At 37.8% G+C, this 22085-nt stretch carries 16 protein-coding genes; 4 read left to right on the forward strand and 12 right to left on the reverse strand.

What is annotated here, in order from left to right:
* Positions 1 to 145: 145 nt before the first annotated feature.
* From dnaN to surE, 7 genes are all read right to left on the reverse strand, one after another.
* The gene (gene dnaN, locus ACT29I_RS02560; protein WP_430933001.1) at positions 146 to 1273 is read right to left on the reverse strand and encodes a DNA polymerase III subunit beta; all 1128 of its coding nucleotides are present in this window, start codon (positions 1271 to 1273) and stop codon (positions 146 to 148) included.
* Between the two features lie 378 nt (positions 1274 to 1651).
* Complete coding sequence (locus tag ACT29I_RS02565; protein WP_430933000.1) at positions 1652 to 2587, reverse strand: hypothetical protein; 936 nt, start codon at positions 2585 to 2587, stop codon at positions 1652 to 1654.
* 13 nt (positions 2588 to 2600) lie between these two features.
* Positions 2601 to 4295, reverse strand: coding sequence for a gliding motility-associated ABC transporter substrate-binding protein GldG (gene gldG / locus ACT29I_RS02570; RefSeq protein WP_444792632.1), 1695 nt, complete (start codon positions 4293 to 4295; stop codon positions 2601 to 2603).
* Between the two features lie 57 nt (positions 4296 to 4352).
* Positions 4353 to 5084 carry a gliding motility-associated ABC transporter permease subunit GldF gene (gene gldF, locus ACT29I_RS02575; protein WP_444792633.1) on the reverse strand — a complete coding sequence of 244 codons (732 nt, stop codon included), beginning with the start codon at positions 5082 to 5084 and terminating at the stop codon, positions 4353 to 4355.
* 7 nt (positions 5085 to 5091) lie between these two features.
* On the reverse strand, positions 5092 to 6222 hold the full coding sequence (gene lpxB / locus ACT29I_RS02580; protein ID WP_444792634.1) for a lipid-A-disaccharide synthase: 1131 nt from the start codon (positions 6220 to 6222) through the stop codon (positions 5092 to 5094).
* A 10-nt stretch (positions 6223 to 6232) separates the two neighbouring features.
* Entirely contained in the window at positions 6233 to 6529 is a 297-nt protein-coding gene (locus tag ACT29I_RS02585) for a hypothetical protein (RefSeq protein WP_430932996.1), read from the reverse strand.
* Entirely contained in the window at positions 6519 to 7283 is a 765-nt protein-coding gene (surE, locus tag ACT29I_RS02590; protein WP_444792635.1) for a 5'/3'-nucleotidase SurE, read from the reverse strand. Before surE ends, ACT29I_RS02585 begins: the two co-directional genes overlap by 11 nt.
* A gap of 322 nt (positions 7284 to 7605) precedes the next feature.
* On the opposite strand from surE, the gene pheT reads away from it, so the two are divergent.
* Together pheT and ACT29I_RS02600 are read left to right on the forward strand one after the other, a co-directional pair.
* Positions 7606 to 10059, forward strand: a complete 2454-nt coding sequence (gene pheT / locus ACT29I_RS02595; RefSeq protein ID WP_430932994.1) for a phenylalanine--tRNA ligase subunit beta — start codon at positions 7606 to 7608, stop codon at positions 10057 to 10059.
* A 386-nt stretch (positions 10060 to 10445) separates the two neighbouring features.
* Positions 10446 to 11591, forward strand: a complete 1146-nt coding sequence (locus tag ACT29I_RS02600; RefSeq protein ID WP_444792636.1) for a hypothetical protein — start codon at positions 10446 to 10448, stop codon at positions 11589 to 11591.
* A gap of 314 nt (positions 11592 to 11905) precedes the next feature.
* On the opposite strand, the gene ACT29I_RS02605 is transcribed toward ACT29I_RS02600, so the two are convergent.
* The 4 genes from ACT29I_RS02605 to ACT29I_RS02620 all read right to left on the reverse strand — a co-directional run bounded on the left by ACT29I_RS02605 (position 11906) and on the right by ACT29I_RS02620 (position 18535).
* On the reverse strand, positions 11906 to 12688 hold the full coding sequence (locus ACT29I_RS02605; RefSeq protein ID WP_444792637.1) for a DUF4249 family protein: 783 nt from the start codon (positions 12686 to 12688) through the stop codon (positions 11906 to 11908).
* 20 nt (positions 12689 to 12708) lie between these two features.
* Positions 12709 to 14832, reverse strand: a complete 2124-nt coding sequence (locus tag ACT29I_RS02610; protein ID WP_444792638.1) for a TonB-dependent receptor plug domain-containing protein — start codon at positions 14830 to 14832, stop codon at positions 12709 to 12711.
* Positions 14833 to 15030: 198 nt separating this feature from the next.
* Entirely contained in the window at positions 15031 to 16938 is a 1908-nt protein-coding gene (locus tag ACT29I_RS02615) for a DUF3857 domain-containing protein (protein ID WP_444792639.1), read from the reverse strand.
* On the reverse strand, positions 16922 to 18535 hold the full coding sequence (locus tag ACT29I_RS02620) for a DUF3858 domain-containing protein (RefSeq protein WP_444792640.1): 1614 nt from the start codon (positions 18533 to 18535) through the stop codon (positions 16922 to 16924). Before ACT29I_RS02620 ends, ACT29I_RS02615 begins: the two co-directional genes overlap by 17 nt.
* Positions 18536 to 18970: 435 nt before the next feature.
* Between ACT29I_RS02620 and ACT29I_RS02625 the strand changes: the two genes are divergently transcribed.
* A complete protein-coding gene (locus tag ACT29I_RS02625; protein WP_430932988.1) occupies positions 18971 to 20047 on the forward strand; it encodes an Ldh family oxidoreductase in 1077 nt (358 codons plus the stop codon).
* Positions 20048 to 20416: 369 nt separating this feature from the next.
* Here the strand turns inward: ACT29I_RS02625 and ACT29I_RS02630 are convergent, their stop codons facing one another.
* Positions 20417 to 21163, reverse strand: a complete 747-nt coding sequence (locus ACT29I_RS02630) for an NADPH-dependent oxidoreductase (protein ID WP_430932987.1) — start codon at positions 21161 to 21163, stop codon at positions 20417 to 20419.
* Positions 21164 to 21524: 361 nt separating this feature from the next.
* Between ACT29I_RS02630 and ACT29I_RS02635 the strand changes: the two genes are divergently transcribed.
* Positions 21525 to 22085, forward strand: a 561-nt coding sequence (locus tag ACT29I_RS02635; protein WP_444792641.1) for a fasciclin domain-containing protein, incomplete at its 3' end; no start/stop codon positions are given.

Below are 22085 nucleotides of genomic sequence, written 5' to 3' on the forward strand. Positions count from 1 at the left end.
AATGGACACTGAACAAGAAGAACTTTATGAAATTATCTTAAAATATTTTTAGGGTGTCCCAATGCGGAAGTCAAGAAAAAAAAGGGAGCAACATGCTCCCTTTTAAGTTATATTAGTTTGTCTAATTCTATTTATCCGCGGACAACTATGCGTTAATCATCATCGGCATCAGCAACATCAACTCGTCCTCGGGTCCATCATTGTCTACCGGTAAAAATATACCTGCTCTTGCCGGATCAGCCAATTCCATCACTACATCTTCAGAAGATATATTGTCCAACAATTCGGCTAGGAAGGCAGATTTAAATCCAATTTCAATGGGATCTCCATCGTACTGGCAGCCCAATTTTTCATATGCAGAAATGGAGAAGTCAATATCCTGCGCCGAAACCATCAATTCATCCCCGTCAATAGAAAGCTTCACCAGGTTACTGGCCTGGTTCGAGAACAAAGAAACCCTGCCTAGCGAGTTCACCACTTCCTGACGGTTAATGATAATTTTATTCGGGTTATCCTGAGGAATAACCGCATTATAACTCGGGTAATTCCCTTCAACCAAACGACAAACCAATTGATGGTTTTCCATTTGAAAGAAAGCATTTTTGTCGTCAAACTCAATAGTAATGTCACCATCTTCTTTTACCAAAACATTCTTTAAGAACGAGGCAGGTTTTTTAGGCAAGATGAAAGATGAAGAGAACTCCGTGGTTGCATCCGTGCGCTGGTAACGAACCAATTTATGAGAATCGCTGGCCACAAAAGTTAGGTTTTCCGGCGACATCTCTATTAAAATACCATTCATTACAGGACGAAGCTCGTCATCTGCAGTAGCAAACAATGTTTTGTTAATACCCGAGAGCACCAAAGAAGCAGGCAACTGCAAACGAGAAGCTTTGTCTGCATCAATTTTAGGTATTTCAGGAAATTCGTCCCCATCTAAACCAATGACGCTAAACTTACCTTTATCGGTGATGATATCCACCGCTTTGGTATCCATAGCGAAATCGAAAGTAATTGGTTGCTCAGGGAATTTTTTTAGTGTTTCAAGTAATATTTTAGCTGGCAAGGCAATTACTCCTTCCCCGTCCAGATTGTCTAGCGTCATGGAAGTTACCATGGTAGATTCCAAATCGGAAGCCGTAATGGTTAATTTTCCCTCGCCCAACTCAAATAAAATGTTTTCCAAAATAGGAATAGTACTCTTATTACTAACAACACGACTTACCGCCTGTAAGTGATATAGAAGTTCAGAACTTGAAACTACAAATTTCATGCGTTTAAAAATTAGCGAAACCACAATAACCGGTGCAAAACTCAATCTTCCTATTAGGCGACCAATCTATTTGCTCCCGCCATGACGGTTTCATATGATTACAATTTAATTTTAAACATCCTTTACCCTCGCTCCTATCAGCTACTGGTAATGAACCATTTAAAAAGTTACTGACTAAAAATATTAACAAAGGTAATTATAAAGCAATTCTTTGATTTAACCAAAATTAACCCAAAGTACTTATCAGCTTTTTTGAACACTCACCAAATATATTAAAAAATAGCTTTTTAGGCTTACTATCTTTCAAAAAAAGAATGTTCAACCGGCAATGTTTTATTTAAAACAAACTTGACTTAGTCTGATTTTGTATCCAAACATTTAAGATTGGATAAAAAATGATGCTTTTTTAAGGCAAGGATTTACTTTTAAGTAGGGTATCTTTCCCCAAACATCGGTATTGGCTATATTGACCACTAAATTGTTTTTATCAATCGTTCCATCTGTATTCTTTAACTGATAAAATAAGGCTTGCGTTTTTTGAAAGTTATTATCGGTAACGGTTACTTTACAAATCCATTCACCTGCCAATTCCTTATATTTTTTATTTTTGTCATTCATGCTTAGGTTAGCAAACTCGTAGGTATAGTACTTCAGTTTATTTGCATCAGCTAGTTTGGTTTGGTCGGATTTATCTCTAAAAAAGTCAAAACCTAAATTGGCATTCTCCCTTACCGCGAAATTGTGTGCTTCGCTTCCCCAATCCACGTTTATTTCTTTTACATTTTCAGATGCGACGGAGAAAATAAGTTTGCTTTGCCAAAAGGCAGGATCTGCAGAAAACACACGAGCCTCCTTATCTACAACATTTAACTGCACTGCATATCTGTGATCCTCACGAAAAGCATAACTCCCCACCATATCCGAGGGGTTCAATATAAAACCAAGCTTGTATAGTTTGTTTCCATTGCTGCTGCAAGTTACCCATACGCCTTCCTCCAAAAGTACGTTTTTAATCTGCTGGCCTCTACTGCCCGTTACCGGATTACGTACCGATAAAGAAGCAAGCACCTTAAGGAATGCATCTATCTTAACTTTTGAGGCAATGCCTTGTTTATTGATATCCCACAGTCCTCCAATTTTTCTTAGTTTTACGGCATCGTTTCCAGAACTCAGTTCAATTTCATCTACTTCCTCCACCGACGCCAACGCAATATCAAACTCATCCTCAAGCGTACTTTTGGATTGAGTGAAATAGTAAACAAGGCCTAATGTTAAAAAGGCGAGAAGAATCAGAAAGTAACGCTTATTATTCATCTTAATACCAAACTTATCTCATATACTTATACTTCCTATAGAACGAAACTACAAACCCCAATGCCAGCACCAGGAAAAGGGGCAGTAATACATTAATCATCTTCCAGAAAAACGATTGGTCGGCTATCTTGCTTTTGTCCAGCAACCTTAACGTATAACTTCTGGCCCTCAGATCCATCCAACCGGCATCGTCGCACAAATAGTGAATGGCATTCAGGATAAAATCCTTGTTGCCAAAATTTTGCTTGGTGAGCTCGTCATAGCCTAATGGTAGGATTTTTGGATTGGTGTTTTTAAAGCGGACCTTATTCCTTATTAAATCCCCATCGGCTACCACAATCATTTTTGTAGGAACACTCTGGGTTTTAATCTCTACTGGTTGTGGGGAAATATTCCCGGGTGCCATTCTATTCTCAAACACTGAGGTAAACACCCCTTCCTGAACAACGGAAACCGGCATAAACGATTGTGTAAAGGTTCTTTGATCCGGTTTTTCGTTCACAAAGGCCAAACTAACAAAAACAGGCACTTGATCAGCCTTTGAATAACGCGATGTCCTCAACAGAACCGTTCGTTTAATATGAAGCTGACTGTTCACCGTATCGATAGAACTTACAAACTCGCCCTGCACCACGTTCATATTTCGCGAAATAGCATGATCGGGCTGCGGAATTAACAAAGGACTGTATAACCATGGCGCAGGAACTATCCTTGGCTGACCGCCTGTAGAGACAGACATGGGAATCATGGCCGATTGGATATCCTGAATCAATACCGGATTGATACGGACACCATATTTAAAAAGCTGGTCTTCGATATTTAAATCGGCCATCATACCAATGGTTTCCCTGGCTTTCCTCAGACTGTCCAAGGTAACGTTTACCGCATCCACCAACCACATCACCCGTCCCCCATTCATCATATATTGGTCGATTACAAACTTATCACTTTCAGAAAATTTGCTTTGGGGTTTTGCAATGATAATAGCCTTGTATGGATCAAGAATACTTGGATCATTTCCGATTACCCCCCTATCTACTTGATAGTATTGTGATAAATGATCAGTGATGTCCATCACGTCGTAATCATCCAGCTCTCCATGTCCTTCAATAAAAGCAACCCTGGGTTTTTCGTCCATGGTAACCCGTCTAATGGCATCGGTAAATTTAAACTCGAGGCTTTCAATGGATTTATTGAGATTCTCCGCACCGGAAAAACCTTTGATATTTTCCAACAGGTTTAATGGCAGCTGCATATCGTTGTAATATACTACAGCATATGGATAAAAATACGATGTCGTATTTCTCCCGTCTTCGGCTTGTTCATACACCGGCACAGGACTTAATCCAAGCTCCTGCATTTCCTTCTGAACTAATTCCTTTTCCTTTTTGGTTCCTTCTGCCGGGTCGATAAAACGAAATTCTATATTACTTCCGCCATACACCCTGAATTCGTTCATCAACTCGTAAGTAGCCTTCGATAATTTTGAAAAGCCTACGTTTAAATCACCCTCCAGGTAAACCTTAACAAAAATGGCTTCCTCCAAATCCACCAATAAGTCCTTTGTGTTTTCAGAGAGGGAATAACGCTTCTCACTGGTCAGGTCCATGCGAAAGAACCAGGAACCTGCCAACATGTTTACTACCACAATGGCAACCAGCAAAACAACCAGCTGCCAAATATTTTTTGATCGAATATCTCTAGACATTTTTCTTTAGCATTTAGCAATTAGCAACTCGCATACCTTTCAACTTTTAACTAACTCCTACCACTTTCTGCTTCCCATAACTGTTCGGGTAAGAAATAACAATAGAGTGATTACACTAATAAAATAAAGCAAATCACGGGAATCGATTACCCCGCGACTCATTGATTGATAGTGTTCATCTATCCCTAAGTATACAATTAGCGATTGCGAGTTACTCCCGGGAACCAATTGCGACAAAGCCTCAAATCCATAATAAAAAACAAAGCAAAGCAATACGGCAATTACAAAGGAAACTATCTGATTGTCGGTCAACGAAGAGCAAAAAACCCCTATTGCCACATAAATTCCTGCCAGAAAAAGCAGCCCCACAAACGATCCCCATGTACCACCGTAATCAATATTTCCGACCGGATTTCCCAGCTGTACTACCGAATAAAAATAAATAAGGGTAGGGAGCAAGCTAATGACAACCAAAGTAAATCCCGCCAAATATTTAGCCAGAACAATATGAAATTCCGTTAATGGTCGGGTATATAGAAGTTCGATTGTTCCGCTTCTTTTTTCTTCGGCAAACAAACGCATGGTAACCGCGGGCACCAAAAACAAATATAACCAGGGTGCCAGGTAAAATAATGAATCCAGGGTAGCGTACCCGCCAAATAAAATATTCATTTCGCCCGGTATCACCCATAAAAACAAACCTGTGAGCACCAAAAACACACCCACCACCAAGTATCCGGTCAGGGAACTAAAAAATGATGTTATCTCTTTATGATATAAACTCCACATGGAAATACTAATTATTTAATGCCTGAACCATTAGTTTTGCTGCACGGGAACTAGTTCCCGGTTCTCCCATTATTTTGTGCAGCTCGTTATAATTATTAAACATCCTTATTCTATAATCCTGATCCGTCAAAAGTTTAGTCAACTCAGACTTTAAATCTCTAAAATTTAGTTCTTCCTGAACCATCTCCCGAACTCCTTCTTTATTCAGTATTAGATTTACCAAAGAGATATGCTCGACCTTTAACACGAATCTTTTGATAAACCTATGAAAATTCTTTCCTCCCCACATTTTGTAACACACAATCTGTGGACAATCCAACAAAGCCGTTTCCAAAGTGGCGGTTCCTGAAGTAACTAGGGCACCCTGAGCCTGTTGCAATAATTCATAAGTCTGCTTAAAAATAATCTTTACATCTTTACCCGCTACAAATGGTTGATAATCCGCTTTGGTAAACGAGGGGGCACCTGCAATTACAAATTGATAATCGGGGAACTGGTCGATCATCCTGACCATTTCGGGCAAAACGTATTTTATTTCTTGCACCCTGGATCCTGCCAGCAGCCCCACAACAGGCCTTTTATCCAACCCATTACGCTCCTTAAATGCGTTAAAATCCTCACCTTTGTTATTTCTGTTGTCGATAGCATCTAAAACCGGATTACCCACGTAATCGATAGGTACCCCGTATTGTTGGTAAAACTGGGTTTCGAACGGTAGAATGGTAAACATTTTATCTACATAAGCCTTAATTTTTTTAACCCTTCCGGTATTCCAGGCCCAAATTTTTGGCGAGATATAATAAAAAACTTTGATGCTTTTTTTCTTGGCAAATTCGGCCATTCGCAGGTTGAATCCCGGATAATCTACCAAAATAAGAACATCAGGATTATAATTGAGCAAGTCGCTCTTACACAACTTAAAATTGGCTTTTATCTTACCTAAATTGGAAACCACTTCCTTAATGCCCATATAAGCCGTTTGGGAGTAATGTCGCACTAAATCCCCTCCTACTTCCTTCATCAGGTCTCCGCCCCAAAACCTAAATTCAAATTTAGGGTCTTCAACTTTTAGGGATTTCATTAAATTGGATGCATGTAAATCTCCCGAAGGCTCACCTGCAATGATATAATATTTCAATGTTATACTTTTATAATGAAAAACGCAATACCATAACCACAACGGCATATAGCACCGTTGCCGTAACAATTCCTCTGGCCGCCAATAATCTTTCTAAATTAATGGCAATTAAAAAGAATATTAAATTCGGAATAACACTTAAACTTAACAGTTTAGTAAACCCATCCAATTCTATTAAGCCCGATATAAATTCAGGTATCGTTAAAGTATCCCCAAAGCGCACATAGAATACTATATATGAGGTTATCAAGGGCAGTACAATACCTATCAAAAGGCCTATGTAGAGTTTATTACATTTACAGTTCATAATTTTTATTTTCTTTTAACGAAGCTGCATCTGTTGCATCAATGGCACAGGGAACAACTGTTGCAAAATAATTTTCCAAATAATATTCGTCAGTATCTGTAGCTTCCGGTTCTAAATTTTCGAAATGACCTGTCAACCAGTAATAATTTCTACCTCTGGGATCAGTCCTTTCCAGAAATTCCTCCACCCATTTCCCTTTACCCTGACGACACATTTTAATTCCCTTTACGTTATCTGTGTCAGGAATGTTCACATTTAAATAAGTATCCTTAGCCAAACCCTCTTCAAGCACAGACTTAAAAACAGACTTAACTACTTTCATACTTTCACTAAAATCAGCATCCGATTGATAACTTAACAAAGAAAATCCGATAGATGGGACACCATTCATACAGCCTTCGCGAGCAGCCCCAATAGTGCCTGAATAATGTACACTTGTTGAACTATTTGAGCCGTGATTAATGCCGGAAACAATGTAATCGGGATGACGAGGCAAGATCGTATGCAAAGAAAGCTTTACACAATCAACCGGTGTTCCGTTGGTTACGTAATAACTTACTCCATCCTTTTCTCCCATATCCTTAATGTATAACGGGTTTTTTACCGTAATAGCATGTGACATGCCTGAAAAAGATTTGTTGGCAGATACCACTACAATCTTGCCAAATTCGCTCACAGCTTCAACCAAACAGGCCATCCCTTTGGCATGGATTCCATCGTCGTTGGTTACTAATATCAATGGTTTATTGGTCACGTTGCGTTGTTTTTTATTGAAAAATAAGTCCCCAAATATACAATAGATAAGCATATATATAAAAATGTATGATACGTATTATTAGTTTTCGGTTCTGTTATTGGCAACTTGACATCAAAATAATTACTTTTGTTGCCTTGAAATGCAATATGACCGATTTCACCCATAAAACCTTTTGCGATTGTATTCATTTTCAACGGATAGAAAATAGTTAATTCCGATTTTTAAATGAGTTAACCGTTAATTTCATTAGATCATTAACGGTTTTCATTTATAATATTGGCATTTTACCGAACACTAAATTTATTTTAAATAGTATAAAATGCAGATTTCATACAACTGGTTAAAGAATTACTTAAACATAGATATGGAAACCCAAAAGGTTTCCGAAATACTTACAGCCATTGGTCTTGAGGTAGGTGGAATCGAAGAGGTTCAATCTATCAAAGGAGGTTTGGAAGGTTTAGTGATTGGTGAGGTTCTTACCTGTGAAAAGCACCCTAACGCCGACAAACTTAGCAAAACAACCGTAAACATCGGTAACGAAGATGCCCTAGCTATTGTATGCGGTGCACCTAACGTGGCTGCAGGACAAAAGGTAGTTGTGGCAACTGTTGGAACTGTGTTATATAATGGCGAAGATAGTTTCACCATAAAAAAAGGAAAGATCAGAGGCGAAGCTTCTTTGGGAATGATTTGTGCCGAGGACGAGATTGGTTTGGGAAGCAGCCATGACGGAATTATGGTTTTACCGGAAGATGTTGCCGTTGGAACGTTGGCCAAAGATTATTTTAATGTGGAGACCGATACGGTAATTGAAATTGACTTAACACCTAACCGGGTAGACGGAGCATCACATTATGGTGTAGCACGCGATTTGGCGGCTTACTTAAAGTCAAACGGCCAGGATGCTGTCTTATCGCCTCCTTCGATTGATGACTTTGCTGTAGAAAACAAAAACTTTGTGGTGGATGTCGCCGTTGAAAACGAAGAGGCTTGTCCAAGATACGCAGGCTTAACCATTTCAGATGTTGAAGTAAAAGATTCTCCGGAGTGGTTAAAAAACAAGTTGGTTTCAATTGGTTTGTCACCCATCAATAATATTGTAGATGTTACCAATTATGTGTTGCACGAGTTGGGCCAACCCTTGCATGCCTTTGATGGGGACGAGATAAAAGGCAACAAAGTTATCGTAAAAACTCTGCCTGAAAAAAGCAAGTTCATGACTTTGGACGAGATGGAAAGAGAACTTTCCGATCAGGACCTGATGATTTGTAACGCTGAAGAAGGCATGTGTATCGCGGGTGTGTTTGGTGGAACAAAAAGTGGGGTAAAAGAGTCTACCACCAAGGTGTTTTTGGAAAGTGCCTACTTTAATCCTGTGTTTGTGCGTAAAACGGCCAAAAGGCATACCTTGAGCACCGATGCCTCTTTCCGCTTCGAAAGAGGGATTGATCCGAACATTACTGTCTATGCTTTAAAAAGAGCTGCGCTATTAATCAAAGAAGTGGCCGGCGGAACCATTTCATCGGATATTACAGACATCTACCCTAACCCCGTTAAAAACTTTGAGGTTGCGGTTACATGGAAAAACATAGATCGTTTAATCGGAAAAAAACTGGGTCAGGAGAAAATTAAAGACATTGTTTCTGCCTTGGAGATGGAGATTGTAAGGGAGGACGAAAAAGGCATGTTGTTGTCCGTTCCTCCATACAGAGTAGACGTACAGCGCGAAGTAGATGTGATCGAGGATATTTTAAGAATATACGGTTACAACAATATCGAAATTCCAAATGAAGTGCACTCTACCTTGGTGTATTCGGATAAGCCGGATGATCATAAGGTGAAAAATATTATTGCAAACCAATTGGTGGCACAGGGTTTTAACGAAATCATGTGCAACTCATTGACGAAGCCATCATTCTACGAAAAACTGGAGAAATACCCCGAAAAGAATGTGGTAGCATTGTTCAACCCGTTGAGCAACGACTTGGCAGGAATGCGTCAGTCATTGGTAATGGGGGGACTGGAATCTATCGCGCATAACATAAACCGTAGAAACAGCGATCTTAAGATCTTTGAATTCGGAAATTGTTATTATCTGAACCCTGAAGGAGAAAAAGGATCGCTCGAAAAGTATAACGAGGAACACCATTTGGGTATTTTCTTGTCAGGTAAGATGATTGCCGCGAACTGGAACGCCCAGGATAGGGAGGTTTCTTTTGCGGATATGCGAGCTGTGGTTGACCAGGTAATGCGTCGTTTAAACTTGCCTGAAGGTATGCTCAGCGAGGAAGATGTCACAAATGACATTTTCATAGAGGGAGTTACCGTCGCCACCAAAAACAAAATCCATCTGGTAGACTATGGTTTGGTACGTCCTGAGATTGGAAAAAACTTCGGCCTAAAAGACATTGTTTATTTCGCCGAATTCAATTGGGATAATCTTTTGAAAGTAGCAGGAAGACAATCCTTAACCTACAAGGAAATCCCTAAATATCCCGAGGTAAGTCGCGACCTGGCATTGCTGGTAGACAAAAAAGTGACTTTTGGCCAGATAAAAACGGTAGCTCAAAAAACAGAAAGAAAACTTTTGAAGAGCGTTTCGCTATTTGACATTTACGAAGGAGAAAAGTTGGGTGCTGATAAAAAGTCATATGCCGTAAACTTCATTCTGCAAGATGAAAACAAGACACTTACCGACAAACAAATTGACAAGATCATGAATAACATGATCCGCAATTTTGAGAAAGAAGTTGGTGCGCAATTAAGATAGACAATGCCAACTGGTCAATAGTTGTTGAACAAAAGTAATCCAGTGTTGTCGTTAAGCGAGATGTACAAGTCGAAAATCGGAACGTACAGAGAGCGGAACGCGGAGAGTAAAAAGCCGAAATGAAAAGCAATGTGCCGTTTTGAGCTGTAGTGATTTCCTCAAAACCGTTCCCAAAAATACGTCAAACCTACATTCTTGTTTGATACAAAGACAAACCCATTGGCACACACTGACCAATTAACGTGGCAAAAAAAATAAATTAACAATAAACAAAAGCCGTATTTACACAGTATTTACGGCTTTTTTATATTTTTATACCTATTTGTAACCTTATACTTGCCCGATAGTATGATGTACCAATTACCGACTTTTATATAAGCGACTCAATGAAAGCAAATACTTGTTTAAAAAGTTTTTTTCTCACGATTATTCTAATTGGAGCATCTTTTACTTCCAGGGCTCAAATCGACTTGTCACATAGATATACCTTTGCGGAATTTGATACGAGTGCAACAGGAAAATTATACTTCAGAATAGAAAACAACAACTTTGTAAAAAACAACGAATATTTTGGCGAATATACCGAAGGATATACGCTACCCGGTTATTCAATCCAGCCGTCGCTGATGTATTACGCAGGTAAAAATGTCCGTCTGCAAGTTGGTGCACACCTCGTAAAATATAGTGGTATCAAAGACTTTAGCGAATTTGTTCCTGTAGTTTCCGCGTATGTTAAGCTGGGTAAAAAATGGGACATGATATTGGGGAATATTAAAGGAGATGTTCATCACCGACTTATTGAACCTTTGTTTAATCCGGAATGGCAATATTTAAGACCTACCGAAACCGGTGTTCAGTTTTTTCACCAATCCGAACGACTTTGGTTAGACACCTGGATAGATTGGGAACAGTTTATATTCCATGGTGATGAAATTCCCGAGAAGTTCACCGGTGGAATCAGCCTCGATTACAAAATCACACAACCCGAAGCCCGGTTTAATCTGAGCATACCATTTCAAATGACCGCATTTCATTTAGGTGGTCAAATCAGTGATTATTTAACCGAATCGTATTCATTGATAAACCTGTTATCAGGCTTTAAAGTATCACAGCAGATTGACGGCGCTTTTATAAAGAAGATTAGTCTTGCCACCTATTTTTGCAGCTATAATGATTTAACAGACGCCAGAACATTCCCATTCAATAAAGGTGGTGCAATTTATCCTACCGGAATCCTCACCTACAAGCATGGTGAAATAATGGCCGGTTATTGGAACGCCAGTAATTTCTTTGCCCCAAAAGGAAGTGCGCTGTTTTATTCAGTATCCGACTACAAGCTAGATTATTATACCAAAAAAAGGCAAATAATAACCGCCAAGTTCACCTACCACAAAACTCTTATGAAACAAGTTAAATTTAACGCTCAAGTGGAGAGTTACTACGATGTTGAAGCATCAGCGCTGGAATACGCCTATGGTATCAGCCTGGTTTTTACGCCTAACTTTTTTATTACCAAATTGGATTTTGAGTAGCTTCTTACTATGTGCCAAGTCAAAACAAAGGTCCACATTAAGCATTCTCCTCTTGAAACATCCTTACTTACAACAAAATAAACCTTTTTCCTCTAGCTGGGGTAATATTGTTAAGTCAACGAATTTCGTTCTATAATTTATTTGATTTTGGGACGATACTTCATTTATATCTTCGCTGCAAAAACCTTGTCTTGCTGACAGGCACGGAAGCAAAAAAATATAGACCAATAGAATCCTTCCTCCCGCCACCACCGATAAGATCTATCGCTCTGGCCAACACTTTTATTGCAGCTCGTACTTTCTTCTTGAATAATTTACTCCCTGTTCCATACCACACTATCCCGAGTGAAACAGGTAAAAATACCCGTAGCATTCTTTAAGTTCCCTGCCAATGGCGATGGTAAAATTAAATTATCGCTGTTGGCATCCTTGGCGTTTTCAAGAGATATCTGATAATCGTAGTTGGCCTTTGTTATTCTTCGAAGAATTATTTCTATACGATCAAAAGTTTCACTATTTAAAACTGTATAATTAATATTTACTGTATCTCTTGTGTTCATATGGCTATAGTCTAAAAAGCGTACTTTCCGGAATGTGGTATCCTTTTGTGCCGTGTTTATATTTATCATGAAATAGTTGTGCCACCCCTGTTCCGACAGTTCGAAACCAAATGATATATCATCACCTGCTCTCTTCTCGTTTAAAATATCAATTTCCTCCGGTATAGTTGTCGTAGCCACAACTGTATCCATTTCAGGCGTAATTACCTGTACATCTATCGAAGTTTTATTGGATGGTTCAAATCGATAACTATGCCTATAATTAAACACGTAATCCGAATTATTCTCTCTAAATAACCCTTGCCAAAGTTTCAACGTATCTATCCTCACATCAAACTCCAACGAATAATCCAAAATATAATCGTCGTATAAAGGCTGCAATTTCGTTGCTGTTAATTTGTACCTATCATTCGGCACCAAATAACATTCAATAAAATACCCTGGCTCGGCCAATAAACCATTGTATGGCAGCTCTCTGTTTTCGATGCATGAAAACAACAACGACCACGCTAAAACCACTATAATTGTAAACTTCATCTTTTTAAAATATCCTTTGTCTATTTTTTAACATTAAAATTATAGCTAACCGAGAAATACGGCATAAATGGGAATATAACTTTTGAATTGAGTTTAAACTTAATAAAATAATCATCTTTTGATTCAGCCTGAACAAACACAAAGCTCGGGTTCTGTTGATTATATACATTGTAAGCACCCACATTAACTTTCAACAAGTTGCCCTTGGTTTTTTTCAGGTATTCCATATTTAAATCCATGCGATGTGTGGAAGGCATTCTGTAATTATACCGTTCTTCATATACGGGTATAAATTCCGAACCGTTTCCACCAATATCTTTCGCAATAGCAACACCGGCGGGAACAGTTGCCGTAACTCCGGATTTATATGTCCACAATAAGTTAAAGTTCAATGCTTTCAGAACCTTAAATGAGGTATTGCACAGGATATTGTGACGCACATCATAAGGCGGATCAAAAAAGTTGCCATTGTTGATGCCTTTAAACTTTGCCCGCACATGCGAAAGCGTATAGTTTACCCGTGTATATACTTTGCCCGAATTATAGGTAACATCCAATTCTCCGCCTTTAGAATTTCCCCACCCTGATATCATCTTATCGATACTCTCGCTCAGATCAACCCTGTTAAAAGTCTCAAATTCTTTAATGTCCGTTAAACTTTTATAGAATGCTCCCAGATGAACACTAGTTTTGGCACCTAGCCTTAATTTTACACCCAAAGATACCTGATCGCTTTTTGAAGGTGAATATTCTTTTACCGGCAGCCAAATATCCACCGGGCTTTGAACCGTAAATATATTCATCCGTTCTTCAAACTGCAGTGAATTGGAATAGTCCATCCATGCCGACCAAATGCTATTATTATAAGACAACTTTAGCCTGGGCGATAAAAAAAACTTAGCACTACCGCTTAAATAAGTAGATGCATTTACTCCGGCAATTAGCGAAAGGCTATTGTTCAACTTTACTCTGCCTTCGGTAAATGCGAAAATCAATTCATTTGCAAAATAGTTCTCCGTTGAATTCTCTATTTCCTGGTTGTAATCATATTGTTTAAAGGTGGTTTCGATTCCATAATTGATGCCTATGTTTGATGATATGGTTTGCACCATTTGAGCTCTCGCGTTGAACTGCCTGGTTTTATTTATACTGTTTGAGTTCACCCATGAATCCATATTGACGTCTGACATATAGCGATTATATCCTAACGACACAATTGCCCGGATTCCCTCATATATCCTTCCTGTTAGTTGTACCGAACTGGAGAAAGTACTCCACCTCAATCCATAGTTGAAACCCTCGCCAAAATCCATGGGCAAATGATCTGAGGTCATCAGGGAAAAAAACGTGGCATTCCAGTTTCTGCTTAACGAAAAATTATAGGATAGCGTAAAATCATTAAAAGAATAAGCCGGCAATTGTTGGTTACTCTCTTTGTCTCTATTATATGCATTGGCAAGTAATTGAAAGTAAGATTGACGAAATGAAATTCCTAAAAGTGACTTTTTCTTTCGATCAGGTTTAATCTTAATTCTTGCAGATGATGATAACAACCCCAAAGACACCTCTCCATTAAAATCTTCCATTAAATAATCTACCGGTTTCATATTAACATAAGAAGATAAATAACCATTATATTTTGCAGGAAAACCTGATTTAAAGAACTTGGATTGGTTTAGAATATAAGGATCGAATGTTGACAAGAGACCGGCGATATGCTGCGGATCACCTACCGGGTTGCCGTTTACCAAATAGGAATTCTGAGAGCTGTTCCCACCTCTTACATAAATACCCGCATCCAGCATTCCCAGAGAGGTAACCCCGGGTAAAGTGCCCAGGTACCTAATCACATCGGGCTCCCCCAAAAAACTAGGCACCCTATTAATGCTGGTTATGGTTGATTGGGTAAATTCGGGATTGATATGGGAAGTTACATTTACTTCATCAATGGAAAAATCCTTTTTTTGCAATACTATTTTGTCTAAACTTGGGGATGAAACGGGTAGATAACAACTGCTGTAATTGAGATGGTGAAATTCCAGTATGTTGCCCACTGATGCCTCAATGCTAAAAAAACCCGAGCTATCGGACACCACCCCTTTTCCTGTGCTCACATTCCGAACATGAACCGATTCAATTGGCACCTGTTCCGCGTTTACAACCACCCCTATGATTTGAGCGAACAAGCAGGAACAGCTGAAAAACAGAAACAGACAGACAGTAAAGCGATTCAAGAATTGGAATATTTAGTTTAGAGCAGTGAAAATACAATTATTTCATAAAAAAAACCTACTTGAAACAAGCAGGCTTTATTTATGTATCGTAATTCATCAGTCACTAACCTAAGAGCTTTTCACCAGTACAGCCTTTACTTCATCGTACTTCGCTATCTTCTCTAAAAACTCTACAAAGTCATTATATCTTTCTTTGGGGTATTGCCCTTTCCAAATTTTCAAAGATCTTTCATAAACAATCCTATTCTCTATTATTTTTGCTTTGCTCCGATACTCTCCAAACTCAGATTTCAGTTCAACCGGCTCAGGAATAGCTTCCATCTTATAATCCTCTGGAAGCAGGTAGGTCATTGAATCGCATTCACTATATGAACGTGAAATCATCATAGGTGATCTTCTGTTTCTGGAATATGGCGGAATAACAGATGACTTATTCATCCCGTTTAAAGAAAAGAATAACCGCTCTCCCATTTTACTGGCAAAACCAGGAATGGATATGGACAAACTTTTATCCAACCATGGTTTTCTTAACTTGTGTTGAACTATTTCATAATCTATTAAATCGAAGTGGGGGATATTTATAGACTTTATTATTTTCTTTCTACGATCAGTCTCATCCATCAACAATAAGCCATATTCATCGCTATATAATGATCCTTTATAGGATATTAGAGCTTTCCCTGAAGCAGAGCCATCATCAAAAATTTTGATATCTCCTTTTATTGACTGATTATTTTCATCTACATCGAACCCGGGTGTTTTTACCAGTTTCCCACCCTCTTCTGTTATCAATAGAACATTTCTGTCATCCGTAAAATCGCCTAAATATCCACATGGAATAAAAGAATTGGTACACTCTAACCATATCGTATCGGTATCAAGTGGAACGCAAGCTATGACATGATTAAAATAGTCATTCACAAAATCTTTCTCCGAAAAACTTTCTTCACCCGCCTGAACCAGTACATAATATGCATTGTAGCCGAAATTACGCAATATTGAAACTACATAGTTCGATAAAGCTTTACAGTCTCCATAAGATAATCGGTCCACCGTTTCAGCCTCAAATGGCTGTTGTGCACCTATACCTTCCTGTATACTTATATACCTGTTTTTCTTCTGTGAATACTGATAGATTGTTGATATCTTTTCATAATCTGACATATTTTCGTTTAACATAGTTGCCAAATGATCAATTGTTGCCTGGGGAACATTGTCTCTGCCTTTGTTTAGTTCAAAGAAAAAACGACCAAAACTTGCCCAACTGTTTAAATCTCCCTTGTAATCATTGATTTCAAAACGGTTAGGTGCAATAGCCACAGCAGGCCCCCAATGTTCGTAATGGGCACTTAATACTTCTTTCTGGGGGGCTTTATAATTTTGAATTTGCCAAAACAACTGCCTTTTCTCATCCTCCTCAACCTCCTCAGCTGTCTTGGGCAAATTATATTCTTTATAATGAAACTTAAAGTCTAGAGGCACCAATAGTTTAAATCGGTAATCCTCAACTGCCGTATTGTATCCTTGGAAAGCATACCAGCCATGTAAATAATAGGCCGAATTATATTTTTTTTCAAAAGTATATTCTACTGTAAAAGGGTAAACGGAATATTTAGGATCGATTGCTTTCACCCTTCTATCTTCATACAAAGAAGCTCCAGATATAGCCGTAAAATCATTGATCTCACCTGTAGGGATTGACTTTACTTTTTTTCCAAGTGCATCATACACAATAGCCGTAATATTGCTGACACTACTTAAATTGGTATAACTTTCCCGGAACAATGCTTTATCCTTGCCACTTTCCTTAAGTATGGTAATAGCAAATTTCTCAGAACAGTACATCTTGCTTTCCGATACTACTTCTACTACCGTACTTTTTTTACGAACAACAGCATCGGCACCTTTTAATAGTTCTGCGGGAATAGCAGAAACCGGATACATTGGTGTTTTTTTGGCGAAAGCTAACGTTGTAAACACAAACAATGCAAATATTAATTTATAACGTAGCCGCATCTTGATTCTTTTTAATTACCACTGGTTCTGCTTGTTTTTCAATAATTAAAGCATACAATTGTTTTAAATAAGCATATTCCTCTGGAGTAAATACCGCTTTATTAATTTTAATTTTATAAAGCACATTTAACGCATTACCATTTGTTGAATAATTAATCAAAACAGAACCCGCTTTTTCAGGCAAAGCAATTTTAGTTGGTTTTGGAACGGCATTAAAAGTGTACCCATCTGGTATTGTAATAGAAGACATAACTAACTTCTCTCGTTTATAAGCAAAATCCACAGGATACTTCCGTTCTTCAAGTTTAAAAGGATTATCATTTACTCTCTCGTAAATAAATGGGTTAATCATCACCATATCACCTACTTGCTGCGCCAAATTATGAATTTTGACATTATATTTCTCCTTAAGTGGTTTATAAATGGAATCTATATTATTTACTTCAAAATCTTTCACTCTTAAACCTGGATGTTCCATCTCCATATGCTGTATGAACTCATCATCACTCGCAAAGCCTTTATAATCTTTTCTGAAATAGTAGGCAGAATAGTCACTTCTGCTACACGCCATTGTACCTTCCGCAACCATTTCTTTCGTAAGTTTCAAATTATAAACTATAGCAGATTTATCCTTCTTATCGGTCTTTAAGTTAATCCAACTACCGCTTTGGTTATTAATCAGTCTACCGCTTTTATTCAAACATCTCATCGGAAGCATGTTGACCGGCATTAATTCCTCTGTTGCATCCAATAAATATTCATCATTATCAATTTTTGCACGAATAAACATATAGTTTAATTTTTCCAGACTTGGATAAAATTGATGCAACCGTCCGTTCTCCCTTGTACTTATTGCTACCGGCAATCCATAAATATCCAGTTTCTGTAGCAACTGATATAACATCATATTTATTTCTGCCGAATTAGCTTTTTTATCTTTAAAAGCACCGCCCAAATGAGATTCTGAAGCATAAAGTGATTCAACTTCATTCCATTTTACCTGTTTAATAGCCTCATAGGCAGCTACCATTTTATCGTAAGGATCAGTATACTTTGCTTCAATTTCTTTTTTGATACTATTCAAGAAAGCACCACCATTCGTTAAAGTCCCACCAAAATATAGATTCGATCGCAACATTTTATTTACAGCTTCCCATGATGTAGTAAATCCTTTATAATAACCTGGAATACTGATGCTTAAAATATCAAACTCGAACTTTGTCAAATAATTCTCTTTAGAATCCATAAATGATTCTCCTTTAAAAGCAGGCATATCCTCCACCACATATTTATCGCTGCCTATTGGATTAATTCTGCCAAAACCACGAGCTCTTTTCCTAAATTCAATTTCAGATGTTGATTCCAAAACAAGTTCGCAATATTTTATAGGAATCTCTCTTTGAAATGCGAATTCCGCGGGAAGTAAGGCTTGAGTTGTCTCTATATCATAAACACTTCCAACTTTTATATTTGGCAATGCCACCTTCAATCGATAATAGTCTTCCGTTATTTTTAGTTTATAAATGGATTCCTTTTTTAATTTTTCTTCAACTATTTCCCCATTTTCGAGATTATATACTCTGCCACGTACTTGCATATCTTCCTTTCCCGGAAAAGAAAACTCGGATAAGCTTACTCCTGCTTTTTTTAGAATTTTTATGCGGGTAACTGTGGTAAACTCAAATTGATTTCCATTAAAATATCCATATTTGCACAATACCACGGCAGCCGCGCTAGTATCAGGCTCGTACACGGTCATTTTTAGATCCTCAATATCGATTTTACCAAATTTGATGGGGGGTTTTCCAGCAAACAGCTGTACTGCAATAAACATAATTATTGCAAGGGTAGTAGATCTAGCCATATTTATTTAGTTTTAGGGTATAAAATATTTATTATAAATTAACAAAAATCGAAACATAATTACAAATAGTTTATATTAAAAATATAATCATTCACGAAAACAATCGTACCAAATAACCCGTATTGCGTGTTTTATCTATCTTTATATTTCATACGAAATCAAGTCATAATGTATACCATACAATATTTAAAAGAATTTACCCGTGATATTTTTCTTAAGATGGGAAGTTCGAAAGAGGATGCAGCATTAGCTGCCGATGTTTTACTCTCAGCAGATTTAAGAGGGGTAGACTCTCATGGTGTCGCCAGACTGGGTGGCTATGTTCGTTTATGGAAACAAGGAAGGCTCAATGCCACCCCAAAAATTAAAATTGTTCATGAAACACCAAGCACAGCGGTTATTGATGGTGATTTAGGTGCCGGATTGGTGGTTGCTCCTAAAGCCATGCGGATAGCTATGGAAAAAGCCAGGAATGTTGGAACCGGATGGGTTGCGGTCAAAAACTCTAACCATTACGGCATTGCCGGATTTCATTCCATGTTGCCACTTGAAGAAGATATGATTGGATGGTCGATGACCAATGCCAGTCCTTTGGTATCGCCCACTTTTTCAAAAAGTAAGTTTTTGGGTACCAACCCTATTTCGGTTTCCATTCCTGCAGATAAACAACCTCCTGTTGTTATTGATATGGCAACAACTCCTGTTGCCAACGGAAAACTGGAAGTTCTGCAACGTAAAGGAGAAGATATTCCGTTGGGGTGGGCGCAAGATGAAAAGGGAAATCCATCAACCGATGCCGCCATCCTGAGAAAAGGCGGTGCCATGTTGCCCTTAGGTAGCGACCGCGAACACGGAAGCCATAAAGGCTATTGTCTGGGTGCATTGGTTGATATTTTATCAGCTGTATTACCCGGTGCAAATTACGGCCCATGGGTTCCGCCTTTTGTGTCTTATATTCCTGTGCCGGACAACCCCGTAGGAGAAGGTATTGGTCATTTCCTGGGAGCTATGAGGATAGACGCCTTTCGTCCCGCAGATGAGTTCAAGAAACACATGGACAATTGGATTACCACATTCAGAAATGCAACACCTGCTGAGGGATTTGAAAAAGTTTTGGTTCCCGGTGATCCGGAAAGAGAATTGACCAAAGAAAGAATGAAAAACGGGATTAATCTATTGCCTCCGGTCATCCATGAATTAAACGAGATTGGGGAATCGTTGGGGCTTACATTTAAGAAAGCATAGAGCGTATTGATGAGTAAAGGAAAATTTCAGGATTACGTTATATTCAAGCTAATATTAATTGAAAAAGGCCTTTGTTTTGGGGAAATAAAGGCCTTTTCATTCTCAACTAACACAACACACAAAATTCATTTGTTAACACACAACACAAACAAATGAATTGCTTAATAATTTAATATCATTTTTTAAACTAATACATCAAGCAAGTTAGCTATAAACAGACAAAAATGCAATAGTTAACCTTAAAATTATTATAAATAATCTACCTTTAAAACGCAGTTTTGCAATAAAAAGTTCAATCATATCCTATAAAAAAGTCATCTTTATTTCTGTCTATACTATTATTTCATTCCGATAATTAACAATAGCTTATTACTGATTCATAAAACCTTGTTTTTTAAGCACGTCCAACAGCACCTTACTAAAGGCAATATTATCTTGCTTTTTATAACGAACATCCGTGAACACTTGTGCTAAACTTTCTTTGTCATTCTCTTTTACAAAAGCCTTATTTGACGCAAGCTGTTCCTTTTCGGAATATATACGTTTTATCATCTCATCCGAATAATCCACATATTTCTCATAATGTACTACACCTTCTAGCGGCAACCTTTCAGCCTGTTCTGGATTCTCATCAGGGTAACCTATGGTTACAGTAGCCACCGGCACAATACCTTTGGGAAGATTCAACACATCAATTATCTTATCTGAAGTATAGATAACCGTACCCAGATAGCAGATTCCCAACCCGTTGCTTTCTGCTGCAACACAAACATTTTGGGCAACCAACAAAGCATCTATTGCTCCTGTCATAAAAGATAAAAAGTTATCGTAACCCGGATTAGCATTATTTAATTGGCACCATTTATTAAAGCGGTTATAATCTGCACAAAAGGTTAACACAACAGGCGCCTGCCTAATCATGGGCTGGTTAAAATGACAAGGAGCCAACTTCTCCTTCATTTCTTCATCCTGTGATACCACAATGCTATACAATTGCATATTCCCCGTTGTTGATGCTCGAATTCCTGCTTCCAGAATCTGGTTAAGTAACGCTTCATCAATTTTTTGAGAAGTATATTTTCGGATGGTTTTGTGATTTAATAAAGTATCAATCATCTTTTTTATTTACAAATATATGATTGTTAAATAAAAATACGATAAGAAATATATTTGAGCTCAATTTCTCAAACCATTTTAAAATAAATATAAACCCACTCCTTTGCCTTTATATAACCACAATATTAGAATAAAAATACCACATTAAGTTTTTTTTGTTTAATTTTTATGAACTTTTATTAAACATTATTGTTTAAGGAATATTGATATCTATTAACCATTGAAATTTATTTTAATTATGACTATCTTTTTATTTCAATTCAGGTTTCATTAAATTCTCCATCAAGCAACTGAATTTAATTGTTTAAGGTCCCCTCCCTCTCTTACTTTATTCTTATATTTTCTAAAATAAACTTATGTCATGAAAAACTATTACTACTTTGTAAAAAGACTTCTGGTTCTTTTACTACTCTGTCCTATTGTTATTTCTACCTCCGGACAAACAAAAAGTGCTACCCAAAGCAACATTTTCAATTTTTATGATGATCCACATTATGAATTTTTAAACTCCCTTTTTCAGAGTATTGTGGATGAAGCTCCTCTAACCGTTTTTTTACCTACCAAAGATGCTTTTGAACATTTAACGGAAGAACAGAAAGATTTCTACTTCCAGCATCCTTTCATTGACCTTATTGATTTGCTGAAAGGTCATATGGTTTCCGGAGTTTATAGCTCTACTGATTTAACTGATGGCACTCATCTTGAAGCCATAAATGGTAACCCATTGTTAATATCGCATGTTGATCACAACATTTATGTAAATGATTCAAAAGTGAGGAGAGCAGATGTTCACTTTGGACGATCAATCATTCATTTTATTGACAAGGTTATTATACCTAAAACCACCGTGGTTGACATCATCGTGAACAGCGAGGACCATAACACCCTGGAAGCGGCCGTCATTGCCGCAGAACTGGCCGAT

The organism is Saccharicrinis sp. GN24d3 (assembly GCF_052400645.1).
GTDB lineage: Bacteria > Bacteroidota > Bacteroidia > Bacteroidales > Marinilabiliaceae > Saccharicrinis.